This is a genomic window from uncultured Tateyamaria sp., assembly GCF_947503705.1.
Taxonomy (GTDB): domain Bacteria; phylum Pseudomonadota; class Alphaproteobacteria; order Rhodobacterales; family Rhodobacteraceae; genus Tateyamaria.
The window spans coordinates 69137-81483 of record NZ_CANNES010000009.1; the positions used below are offsets into that span (position 1 = coordinate 69137).

The window sequence follows — 12347 nt, forward strand, 5'->3', positions numbered from 1 at the left end:
CTCCCTTCACGGTCAAGGCTGGCAAGTAACCAGTTAGTTAATTGACTATGCCAAGCCCTGTCATTTGGATCAAGAGCGGATTTCATCAATAAAATCAGGGTTCGCCGCAGAAAGTCTTTCCTTTAAGTAACTATTTGGTTACCAAAGAGGGAGACTCAGGGAGGCATGACATGAACATTTATTTCCAGAAAACACATCAACGCGCCTTTGGCACATTTCCTCTGACCGGTGATGTCGCACGCGACGCAATCCTGGCAGCTGCCGAGGTGGGCTATCGCGCCTTTGACACCGCTCAGATGTATGGAAACGAAGCGGAGACCGGCGACGCACTTGCCGCAACAGGTCTCGCGCGCGACGAGATGTGCATTACGACCAAAGTGCATCCCGACAATTTCAGCGATGACACGTTTTTGGCATCCGTTGAAAAAAGCCTGAAGGACCTCAAGCTCGATTATGTCGATGTCTTGCTGCTGCACTGGCCACCCATTGACGGCGATGTACGTCCTTCGCTTGAGCTGTTGCAGAAATCGCATGAAAAAGGGCTGACGCGGAACATCGGCGTTTCGAATTATACCATTGCCATGATGCAGACGGCTGTGAAAACCGTGGATGCGCCCATCGTGACCAACCAGGTCGAATTTCACCCGCTGCTCAATCAGGACACGTTGCTGGCAGGTGCGAATGCGGTGGGCATTCCATTGTCGTCATATTCATCCGTCGCGCGGGGCGAGGTTTTCAAACACCCGGAATTCGGCCAAATCGGCGAAGCTTATGGCAAGTCAGCGGCCCAGGTGGTCCTGCGCTGGATTTTGCAAAAAGGGGTAAGCATCAACACAATGTCGACCAAACCTGCCAACATCCGGGCCAACTTTGAAATCATGGACTTCACGTTGAGCCACGTAGATATGGCGCGGATCGAAAAGCTGACCCAGACCGGTTATCGCATCGTCGGTTCGGATTTGGTGCCTTGGGCACCTGAATGGGACTGATGGCCTGACAATCTGCCCGGCTCGGATGCGAGCCGGGCAGATTGCAAAAGCTTACCTGTTGCCGCGCACCAGATCGCTCGCCTTTTCTGCAATCATGATGGTCGGCGCATTTGTGTTGGACCCGATCAGGCTTGGCATCACCGAGCTGTCACAGATGCGTATGCCGTCCAACCCATGTACCCGAAGGTTCGGATCAACGACGGCCATCTCATCTGTTCCCATTTTGCAGGTACAGGTCGGGTGGTAAGACGTCCGCCCGTATTGGCGCGCAAATGCTTCCAAATCGGCTTGGGTTTTCACCGTATCATCCGGGAAACGGATGGCTCGCAGGTGTTTCTGAAGCGCCGGTTGAGAGAAAATCTCGCGGCTGATCTTGATGCCCTCGACGCTGGTCTTCAGATCATCCGGCTCCGCAAGGAAGTTGGGGTCGACCACCGGCATATCAGCGGGATCATTTGAACGCAGGCGCACCGTTCCTCGGCTCTTGGGGCGCACGGTGTAGGAGTTGAGCGTGATGCCCGAGGCGCCGGGCCTGACGCCGGGCACGCCTGCTTCTGCCCCTGCGCCCGCCAAAAAATGGAATTGCAGGTCGGGCAAACCTGACACGTCACCTGAATGCCAGAATGCGCCGCCTTCCACTACATTCGAGGTGATTGGCCCCGTGCGGAACAGCGCATATTGCAGCCCGGCCCAGGCCGCCCAATGCGGTTTGTTGTACTTGTCGAGGCTGAGGTGACCGGTCAGTTCCCCGACGATGTCGATCCCGAAATGATCGTTGAGATTCTCGCCGACGCCGGGCAGATCGTGCACCACGTTGATGCCATGCTCTGCCAGATGGGCGGCGGGGCCGATGCCGGAAAGCATCATGATCTTGGGCGTACCGATCGCACCAGACGTCACGATGACTTCGCTGTTGACAACCGCGCGTCGCTGTTCCTTGCCGTTGAAATATTCCACGCCTGTCGCGCGATTGCCTTGAAACGTGATCCTCTTGACCATGCAGCCTGTCTCGACCGTCAGATTTTTGCGTTTGAGCGCGGGTTTGAGATAGCCCACCGCCGCCGAGCAACGGCGGGCGTTCTTTGTCGTTGTCTGATAGACTCCGCAACCCGACTGGCGTTTGCCGTTGAAATCATGCGCATAAGGAATACCCACCTGCTGGCAGGACTGCACAAATGCCAGTGTCATCGGCTGAGGTGCCGGCAGGTCAGAAACGCCCAAAGGCCCATCCGTTCCGTGCCATTCATCGGCGATACGGTTGTTGCCTTCGGATTTCAGAAAATACTGCTGGATGTCTTTGAACGCCCAGCCTTTGCATCCTTCGTCATTGGCCCAACGATCATAGTCTTCGGGCGCGCCCCGGGTGAAGACTTCGGCATTGATGGAAGATCCGCCTCCGATCACACGCGCCTGCGCATACGGGATTTCGCGGTTGTTTGCATGTCTTTGCGGTGCGGTCTTGAACCCCCACGTATGCGGCCCGGTTGTCATTTTGGCAAAGCCGACAGGCATATGGATGAGCGGATGCCAGTCTTTGCCCCCAGCCTCCAGCAACAATATCCGTGCGCTTCTGTCCTCGCTCAACCGGTTGGCCATCACGCAGCCTGCGGATCCCCCCCCGACAATGACGTAATCATAGCCCGTTTCTTTCATGTCATTTGATCCAGTGGTCGCGTTTGCCGATCTCGATAAAAACAGACTTGATCTGTGTGTATTCCTCGACCCCGTAGATGCCCGCCTCGCGCCCCCAGCCGGATTGTTTGAACCCGCCGATGGGCAACTCGGGCCCACCTGCCAGCGTTGTGTTGACCCAGAACCGACCCGCCTGCACTTGCCGTGATACCGTCAAGGCAGTGTCGATGTTCTTGGACCACACGCTGGCGGCAAGGCCGTATTCGGTGTCATTGGCCATGCTGATCGCCTCTTCCATCGTGTCGAACGGCAAAATGGTGAGGACCGGGCCAAAGATTTCCTCTCGCGCGATGGCCATGTTCGGCGTGACATCAGTAAAAACGGCCGGGGCGATGTATTGCCCTTTGCCCAGATCGGGTTGTGCGCCACCAGAGATCAGGGTGGCGCCCTCGGCTTGCCCCTTTTCGATATAGCCAAGAATGGTCTCGTTCTGCGCGTCGGTTGTGATGGCCCCGATTTGTGTGCTTTCGTCCAGCGGATCGCCAATCTTGGCCTTCGCCAGTTTCTCGGCAACCATGCGCCCAAAGTCCTCGGCCACGGACCGCTCGACAATCAAACGCGAGCCTGAGACACAGCATTGGCCCGTGTTGAAAGCGATGCCAAAGGCGACACCATCGGCGGCGTCCTCAAGGTCGGCATCGGCAAAGACGATCTGGGGGTTTTTGCCGCCCAGCTCCAATCCCAGCTTTTTGAAATTCGTTCGTCCTGAGGCTTCGACCACCGCACGGCCCACGGCAGTCGATCCTGTAAAGGACAGCATATCGACGTCCATGTGTTCGAGCAGGCGTTGACCAACTGTCCGCCCTGATCCGGTCACGACGTTGAACACACCGGCAGGCAGACCTGCCTCTGTCAGAATTTCAGCCAGGATCAAAGTGGTTGCGGATGTGACTTCCGAAGGTTTGGCGACAATCGTATTGCCGCCTGCCAGAATATAGGGAACCCGCTCGCACAGAATGAGGAACGGGAAATTCCAGGGGGTAATGAGGCCCACGACGCCGATTGGTTCGCGCGTCACAACGCCCAGCGCACCGTCGCCCGTGTTGTTAAAACTGTCGCCGTGAAGCGAACGCGCAAGGCCAGCCGCGTATTCGAACATTCCAACACACCCGCCGACTTCGGCCCGGGCCTGCGCAATGGGTTTTCCGTTTTCGAGGGTTTCCCAATAAGCGACTTCATCAATGCGCGCGCGCAGCAGTTCGGCCGTACGCAACAGGATGGTCGCACGGTCCGCCCCTGTCAGGGCAGACCAACTACGATCATCAAAGGCCCGCCGCGCCGAGGCCACCGCAGCATCAAGGTCATCGTCCGTGCATTTGACCATTCGGGTAACCGGTACGCCGTGGCCAGGTGAATTGCGCACAAAGACCTCGCGTGAGCCTGCGGGCACGCTGGCTCCCTCCAGATAGAACCCAAAATCACGCGGCTCGGCTGGCGGTGTCAGGATGGTGCTGGACTGGTCCATGGCGTGATTCCTTTGAGCTGGATTGGTTTACCCTCGCCTTAAGTAACCATATGGTTACATGCAGATCAAGTCTTTCGCATCAAGGAAAACACGCCATTTCTGACTAAATGCAACGCGTGGCGTTCCTCAGGCCATCACGATCTGGGTTTTCAGATCATCGGGCCGTGAATCATAGCTGTCGAAGGCGTCTTGAATGCGTTCCAGCGGGAATTCAGCGCCAACAAACGGACCCGTATGGATGCGCCCATGGCTCAGAAGCGTCAATGCGTCATGCATGTCCTCACCTACACCCGCGACCGACCCCTTTACCGAGTTTTCCTGCAAAACCGTCGTCAGGATGTCGAGGGGCAAGGCAGTATCCGGGCCCGTCAAACCAAACGCGGCAAGGTGTCCACCTCTGCGAATCAGTCCCAGCGCCACTTGATAAAGCGCGGCATTGCCAACGCTTTCGATGACCAGATCGGCACCACGCCCATCGGTCGCCTCGTGCACAGCAGCCGCAAGCTGTGTCGGATCGCTGACACCGACATCTGCACCACAATCCAGCGCCATCTGCACCCGGTCCGCGCTGAGATCAGTCACGATGATGGGGGCCACGCCAATGGTGCGCAGGAGTTGCACATGCAGATTTCCGATGGGCCCTGCTCCGATCACCAGCGCCGATTGCCCGAATGTGACGCCCGATTTCCGCGCAGCACGCACCACACATGAAAGTGGTTCGGTCAGGGCCAGAATGTCATCCGGAACATGCGCAGGCGCCGGTATCGCAAGGCGGGCAGGCACCGAAACAAATTCAGCAAAGGCGCCATCCATCGTAATCCCGATTTGCTGCATGTCGGGGCAATTGAGGACTTCGTCGCGGCGACACCAATAGCATCGGGTACAGCCGATATTCATATCCACGACAACGGGCTGACCCTCGTGCAACCCGGCAACGCCTTCTCCTATCACAGCAATGTGCCCGGTCAACTCATGGCCCGGGATCATCGGCAAGGCGTCGGCGGCATAGTTGCCGTGGAAAATGTGCAAATCAGTTCCGCATATTCCGGTGCGCGAAATCCGGATGAGCACCTCATGCGCGGCAGGTTTCGGCACGGGGACATCGCGCAATTCAAACTGCCGGGCTTGACCAAAACAGCGGCGCGCATGGTCTTCACTTTACCACTCCGCGCAGTTTGGAGCGATCAATCGTCAGTGCAATCGCTGCAATGAGGACGATCCCGAAAACCATCTGTTGCTGTGTTGCGTCCACCTCAAGGTAAACCATCGCAGCTCGGATCACCATGACGATCAGTGTCCCGATGGCGGTGTTGACCACGCCACCCACACCCCCTGTGAGCGGCGTGCCCCCGACCAAAACCGCAACAATAGCCAGCAGCAAAAAGCCGTTTGCAAGGTTCGCATCGCCCCCGGACAGTTTGACAGAGAACATCAGCCCGGCAATCGCCGCGAACACGCCAGAGATGGCAAAGGCGATGATCTTGACCCGGTCAACGTTAAGACCCGAAGCAACAGCCGCAAGCTCCCCCGCGCCAACGGCTTTGAGCGCGCGACCAAACGTCGTGCGGGCCTGCAGGAACCAGGCGATGGTCAGAAGAACGCCCGCGATCATCAGTTCATTCGGGATGCCTGCGGTAGACCCGAACATCCATCCAAAGCTATCATTGCGCATGGTCGCATCCATGGCCAACGCCCGCTGTCCGGAAAGCCATTTGGCCATGGACAGCGCCACAAAGCCCATCGCGAGAGTGGAGACAAAGGACGGAACGAAAAGCCGCGTCGTCACATAGCCGGAGACCGCGCCAAAGGCTGCGCCAATGACGATGGCGATCAAGGCCACACCGACGCCAAAATTGGCCAGGTAAACCGTCGCCACGACGGTGACGACATTCGCCAGCTGCTGCACCGATAGGTCAATGCCACCGATATAGATTACAAAGGTCATGCCCATCGCCATGATGAACAACGGCACAATATCAGCCACAAGCAGGATCAGGCTGCTCGGGTCGAAAAAGGACGGATTGATCAGCCCCACGATCAGCACCAGCACGACCAGCGTAATCCAGGGAAAGTGCGGTTTGAGAGATTCGAGTTTCATAATCCGTCCTCAGATCATGTGATGCACGAGGTCGAAGAGCGTTGGCTTGCTGCCAGGCATTCCTTCAAACCTTTGCTGAAATTGACCGTCCTTGAGGACGATGATGGAGTGAGACAACCCAATGGCCTCTTCGAGAGTGTCCGCCACAAGGATGATACCAACCCCATCCGCAGACATCGCGCGCACCATCTCGTAGACGTCTTCCTTGGCCCCGATATCGAGCCCGCGCGTGGGATGATCGAGCAGGATGATGTCAGAGCCACCAGACCGCCACTTTGCAAGAACAACCTTTTGCTGGTTGCCCCCGGACAGCCCGGCGCAATCCTTGAATTCGCTTGGGGTTTTGATGCCAAGCTTGGCGATCCAGTCGCGCGCCAGTGCTTTCTCTTCGCCGATACGCAACACACCGTTCGAGGCGTATTTGTCCATCTGGCTGAGCGTCATGTTTTCGTAAACGTTCATGCCGTTCACGATACCTTCGATCTTGCGTTCTCGCGGGACATAGCCAATGCCGTTGGCCACCCCGTTTTGCGCGGTAAATCTGGTGACTTGTCGGCCCTTGATCGTAACCGTGCCCGATGTCGGCGCGTCCATTCCAAACACGGTGCGCAAGATCGCCTCGCGCCCCGAGCCTTCTGTGCCCACAAGGCACAGCACCTCGCCCGGATGCAAATCGAATGAGATATCTTCGAACCCACCTGCGCGGCTCACGTTGTTGAATGACACCAATGGGTCGGTGCGCTCGTAATCGAGCTGCTTTTGCTCGCGGTAGTATTCCTTGTCGATATCGCGCCCGACCATTTTGTGCTGGATCGTTTCCACTTGCGCCTCGCGTTGCGCAACGACGTCAACAACTTCACCGTCTTTCATCACATAGATCCGGTCGCTGAGTTCCAGCACCTCATCCATGCGGTGGCTGACAAAGATAAACGATGCGCGCGAGGTCAGATCCCGGACCAACTGGAAGAGCAATTCGACCTCTTCGCGCGCCAAAACTGAAGTCGGCTCGTCCAGCAGGATAACGAGGTCACCATCCACGCGTTCCTCAAGTGTCAGAACCTTGGCAAGTTCCACCAGCTGGCGCTGGGCAAAGGACAGTTTCGCCGTGATCATGGATGGGTCAATGTCGAGCTTGACCTTGGCCAGCTGCGCGCGCGCAGCGGCGGTCATTTCCTTCCAGTTGATCACGCCCCATTTCACAAACTGCTGCTCGAACCCCAGAAAAATATTCTCGGCAACTGTCAGGTTGGTGATCAGGGATTGTTCCTGGAACACCATGCCGATACCGTAATCCATTGCCTGCCGCGGATTGTGGAACCGAACGGCCTTGCCATCGACCGCAATCGTGCCGCCGTCAGGCTGGTAAGCGCCGTAGATGACTTTCATCAGGGTGGACTTGCCCGCCCCGTTTTCGCCGACAAGGCCCACGATCTCGCCGCGCCCGATCTTGAAATCAATCGCCTTGAGCGCGTGTACCCCGGGAAAGTGTTTGTCGACCTGCTGTAATTCGTACATGCCAGCCCCCTATTTCACAAAGCTGACGGCACGCCGGTCCGTGGACAGAACCACGGCGGCAATGACCAACAAGCCCAGGGTGCCGTCCTGCACCCAGCCGGGCAAACCGATCACGACCATGCCATTATTGATCACGTTCACAATCAGAACCCCGATCAGCGTGTTCCAGACCCCGCCAATACCGCCCCAGAGTGCCGTGCCCCCAACAACAACGGCCGTGATGGAGACGAACATAAATCCGTTGCCCGTGGCTGTTTCTGCAATTCCGATCCGTCCGACAGCCAGCAAGGCGCCCATGGCAAAGAAGACCCCCGCCAGGGTAAAGCCCATGATGCGCACCCGGTTCACGTTCAGGCCGCTGGCCTTGGCAAGTTCCTCGCCTCCGCCCACAGCATAGAAATTCCGCCCCAATGTGGTGCGCGATTGAATGAACCACGCGACCAGCAGACCAAAGAGCGCCACGTAGCACATGATCGGGAAGTTGAACCAACGCACGGTCAGGAGCGAACGGAACGCTTCGTCCTCGACACGGATGCGATCACCCCCGGTAAGCAGCAGCGCGAGCCCTGTGCCCACAAACCCCATCGCCAGTGAGGCCATGAAGGACGGGATTTTGAGTTTGACGTGTACCAGACCGTTGATGAACCCCATGGCCGCACCGACGATCAGTGCGCCCGGAATGGCGAGGATGGCCCAAGAACCCATCGTTCCGCCCATGCCCAAAAACAGAAACGCAAACAGAACGGCGCAGACCGAAACGGTGCCTTCCATCGACAGGTCAATGGAGCCCATGAGAATGATGAACGTCACCCCGATCGCGACCATCAAGGCTGGTGATGCCGAGATCGCAATGCGGGCAAAATTTCTGATCGACAGGAACCGGCTGTCGACAAGGTATGTGTGGTCCTTGGCCGCTCGGAAATCTTCGAGCCATTCAAAGAACGGGAAAAGAAGCAAAAGGACACCTAGCACGAGCAAGGGCGCCCACTTTACCAGCGTTTCGCGGTTCAGTCGGTTGTGTGTGTCCGGAAGAACGGATGGTGTCGCAGTCATGAGCCAATGCTCCGATGGGTTCTTCCAAGCAGGGTGAACTTTCGCTTTGCGCAAACTGCGCGCAGGTCAGAACCACCCCACCCGGAAAGATATCGGTCAAGTCATGGGCAAGGCGGCGGTGACACCGCCCTGCCCGACAGGATTACTTGTAGACAATCGGTCCGTTCGACGGGCCCCAGAAGTCCTTCCAGTCATAGGACGGAACGTCATCGAGATAGCTCGCCTTGAACGCCTTGGCGTCTTCCGGGGTCACAAAAATCGTCGGGCCGTTGAACTCGCGGTGCTCGTTGGGCTCTTCGGACGGTTTGAAGTGGCCGGTCGCCGCGTAATAGGCCAATGCCGCCGTGATCCCGCCGCCCCAATGGGGATTTGTGAAGACCGTGGCGAGGATTTTGCCTTCGGCTACCAAACCCACCGCCTGTGGGTTGCCGTCATAGGACACAATTGGAATATCCATGCCCTCGGCCCGCAAGGCTTCCAGAACACCGTAGGCAATCGTATCGTTGGCGCAGTGCACACCCGAAATTTCGTCACCGTAGCGGGTGATAAAGCCGGACATCACCTCGTTGGCCTTTTGGGTGTCCCAATCCGCGGGCTGGGCATCCAGCAACTCAACGTCAGGATAGTCCTTGAGGGCGTTTTTCAGACCGTTCAGTCGTTCGATGGCCGGGTTGTTCGACGCAATACCGCCTAGGTGAACAACACCGCCCTTGCCGCCAATGGCTTCGAGAAGGATGCGCGCGGTCTGCTCCGCCGGGCCTTCATCCGACCATGACATATGGCTCACGTAGTTGTCGCCAAAATCCCATGGATGCAGGTCATCCGTCTTGTTCCAGAGCGTGGACACATAGGCCCCCGCTTCGACGCAACTTTCGACAACGGGGCGCGCGTTGGGGGCGTCATTGGTGTCGATGGCAAGGGCCAGTTCGCCATTGGTCTTTGCCAGCAATGCTTTCACATCGGCGAGCGACTTTTCCGATGAACCCTCGTTGATCAAGTGGGTCAGAGCCGACTTGTCCTTGCCCAGGCTTTCGATAAAGGCCTCTCCGCCCGAAACGATCTCGTTCCAGTATGGGTTGGTACGGTTCCGGTAGGACCAAGCAACCGTCGGATCGCTATAGGTGGCCGCCATGGCGGGTGACGGACCGAACATGCGCATCGCGGCTGTCGCCGCGACGCCATAGGCGGATGCGAGCAGGAAATTCCGACGCGAAACGGTTTCCTGCTCGATGAATTTCTTGATGAATGACATATGGGGCTCCTCCCTTGATTGCCCAGTTTCCGACCGTGAACCGGCCGATAATTCGTCGTTTTGACCTGTCTTACGCAGGCAGTGTTCGAAAGATTCTGCGTGATTCGAACATGTAACGCACTAGTTAGTTACTTATGATTTCCCTTTTCTGTCAAGCGCGGTATAAAAGCGCGACGACTGTGTTTGTTGAGGTTGAGATGACGGCAGAAAATATTGCGCCCGAACGCAAAACGCGGAAGCGCGACGCGGATGCAACCAAGGGTCGTATCCTTGCCGCAGCCAAGGCGGAATTCGCGAAACTGGGTCTTGCCGGGGCACGCGTCGATGACATCGCGGAACGCTCCAGCGCCAATAAGCGCATGATCTATCACTATTTTGGCGGTAAGGAGGCGCTGTTTTGCGCGGTCCTTGAAGAGGCGTATCTGGACATTCGCGAGTCTGAACGCGCGCTGAACCTCGAAGACCTGCCACCCATTGAGGCCATGCAAACCCTGGTGCGTTTCACGTGGGAGTATTACCTGGCCAATCCCGAATTCATCACGCTGGTCAATAGCGCCAACCTGCACAAAGGCCGCCATCTTGAAAGCGCCGACCGCCTCAAGACCCGCCAGCGCCAATTCGTTGACATGGTGCAGCGCATCCTGGATCGCGGCGTTACCACCGGTGACTTTCGCAAAGGCATCGACCCGATTCAGCTGAACATCACGATTGCTGCCATCGGCTATTACTATCTGACGAACCGACATACCGGGGGCATCCTGTTTCAACGCGACTTTCTGGAGCCGGATGCGCTAAAGACCCGTTTGGACTTTAACATCGACACCATCATGCGGCTCATATCGGCAAAGGATTGAACGGTGCGAAACCGGGCAATGCCAGAGGCCTTCTCATATTTCAGAATAGTCCAATATATGAGATAACTTGATCCATCCCCGCTGTCCGAGCGGCCTTGCACCTTTCATGTTGGGTGCGACCGCTTTCGCAACTTTGGGAGGAAACGATGGCAAGTGTGACAATAACGGGTGCACAGATATGGGACGGGGTTTCGGATTCTGCTTTTGAAGGCAGCGTGGTGGTCGAGGGCAATCGGATCGCTTCAGTTTCCAAAGGCGTTTCCGAGCCCAAGGGCGAAGTGATTGACGGCACAGGCATGACGCTGATGCCCGGCATGGTCGAAGGGCACTGCCACCCAAGCTTTACCGGGATCAACGAGCCCGCCGAGTTGGGCGTCGTTGGCCCAGAGCGCCATATGCTTGAAACTGCGCAAAACCTGCGCCTTTTGCTGAGCCACGGATTTACCTCGATCTTTGAGGCTGCTTCGGCAAAACCGCTGCTGGGCGTCACCGCGCGCGATGCGATCAACGAGGGCCTACTGGATGGCCCACGTATGATGGCCGGCAGCCCAGAGGTCACCACCACGGCCGGACTGGGCGATGAACGCAAGCGCCACATTCATCAAGAAAGCTTTGGCCTGATTGCCGACGGCCCGGACGAGATGCGGCGGGTTGCGCGCGAATGTATTCGCGACGGTGTCGACGTCATGAAGATCAATATCTCCGGCGATGAATTCGTGAGCCACGCCCGCGCGGAGATCACGCCAACCGAACCAGAAGAACTGGCCGCGTTTGTCCGCGTCGCACATACGTTCGGCAAGAAAGTGGCGGCACATGCCCGTTCAAGCGAGTCGGTAAAGATGGCGGTCCGCGGCGGTGTCGATTGCATCTATCATTGCGACTTCGCTGATGAAGAGGCCCTCGACATGCTCGAAGAGGCCAAGGACCGCATCTGGGTCGGTCCGGCCTTTGGTTTGGTCCACAACAGCACGAAAGAAGGCGAACCTGCCGGGATCACACCCGAAGTGGCCGCTGAACTGAACCTGTTTCGCAAATTCGATGCGACCTGCGCCACCTATCACGAGATCCGCAAACGCGGCATCCGTGTCGTTGTCGGCGGCGACTACGGGTTTGCGGTCACGCCGATGGGCCAGAATGCACGCGATATTGAGCATTTTGTGCGGTATTTCGGCTATTCCCCAACGGATGCACTGAAATGCGCGACTTCTGTTGGTCAGTCTCTCATGGGCCGTTCGGATGATCTGGGACAGATCAAACAGGGCTACCTTGCCGACCTGTTGCTGGTGCGTGGCGATGTCACCCAGGATGTCAGCCTTGTGCAGCATCAGGACAACCTCGCCATGATCATGAAAGACGGCAAGATGTTCAAGGACCCTCGCACCGGGATGCAGGCGGGCGGTCTCATGCGCGCCGCAGAGTAAAGACCCCG

Annotated in this window: 10 protein-coding genes; 3 read left to right on the top strand and 7 right to left on the bottom strand. The window is 57.5% G+C overall.

Features of this window, described 5'->3' with window-relative positions:
- Nucleotides 1-170 precede the first annotated feature (170 nt).
- Entirely contained in the window at nucleotides 171-989 is an 819-nt protein-coding gene (locus Q1A44_RS17590) for an aldo/keto reductase (protein ID WP_299627904.1), read from the top strand.
- Nucleotides 990-1040: 51 nt separating this feature from the next.
- Here the strand turns inward: Q1A44_RS17590 and Q1A44_RS17595 are convergent, their stop codons facing one another.
- From Q1A44_RS17595 to Q1A44_RS17625, 7 genes are all read right to left on the bottom strand, one after another.
- Nucleotides 1041-2642, bottom strand: a complete 1602-nt coding sequence (locus Q1A44_RS17595; protein ID WP_299627906.1) for a GMC family oxidoreductase N-terminal domain-containing protein — start codon at nucleotides 2640-2642, stop codon at nucleotides 1041-1043.
- 1 nt (nucleotide 2643) lies between these two features.
- Entirely contained in the window at nucleotides 2644-4146 is a 1503-nt protein-coding gene (locus Q1A44_RS17600) for an aldehyde dehydrogenase family protein (RefSeq protein ID WP_299627909.1), read from the bottom strand.
- Nucleotides 4147-4272: 126 nt separating this feature from the next.
- Entirely contained in the window at nucleotides 4273-5241 is a 969-nt protein-coding gene (locus Q1A44_RS17605) for an alcohol dehydrogenase catalytic domain-containing protein (RefSeq protein ID WP_299627911.1), read from the bottom strand.
- A gap of 58 nt (nucleotides 5242-5299) precedes the next feature.
- Complete coding sequence (locus Q1A44_RS17610) at nucleotides 5300-6244, bottom strand: ABC transporter permease (protein ID WP_299627913.1); 945 nt, start codon at nucleotides 6242-6244, stop codon at nucleotides 5300-5302.
- A gap of 9 nt (nucleotides 6245-6253) precedes the next feature.
- Nucleotides 6254-7759, bottom strand: a complete 1506-nt coding sequence (locus tag Q1A44_RS17615) for a sugar ABC transporter ATP-binding protein (RefSeq protein WP_299627915.1) — start codon at nucleotides 7757-7759, stop codon at nucleotides 6254-6256.
- A 9-nt stretch (nucleotides 7760-7768) separates the two neighbouring features.
- The gene (locus Q1A44_RS17620; protein ID WP_299627917.1) at nucleotides 7769-8812 is read right to left on the bottom strand and encodes an ABC transporter permease; all 1044 of its coding nucleotides are present in this window, start codon (nucleotides 8810-8812) and stop codon (nucleotides 7769-7771) included.
- 142 nt (nucleotides 8813-8954) lie between these two features.
- Entirely contained in the window at nucleotides 8955-10064 is a 1110-nt protein-coding gene (locus Q1A44_RS17625; protein WP_299627919.1) for a sugar ABC transporter substrate-binding protein, read from the bottom strand.
- Between the two features lie 197 nt (nucleotides 10065-10261).
- Here Q1A44_RS17625 and Q1A44_RS17630 point away from each other — a divergent pair, with 197 nt between their 5' ends.
- The gene (locus Q1A44_RS17630) at nucleotides 10262-10918 is read left to right on the top strand and encodes a TetR family transcriptional regulator (protein ID WP_299627921.1); all 657 of its coding nucleotides are present in this window, start codon (nucleotides 10262-10264) and stop codon (nucleotides 10916-10918) included.
- A gap of 146 nt (nucleotides 10919-11064) precedes the next feature.
- Nucleotides 11065-12339, top strand: coding sequence for an amidohydrolase family protein (locus Q1A44_RS17635; protein ID WP_299627923.1), 1275 nt, complete (start codon nucleotides 11065-11067; stop codon nucleotides 12337-12339).
- Nucleotides 12340-12347: the final 8 nt, after the last annotated feature.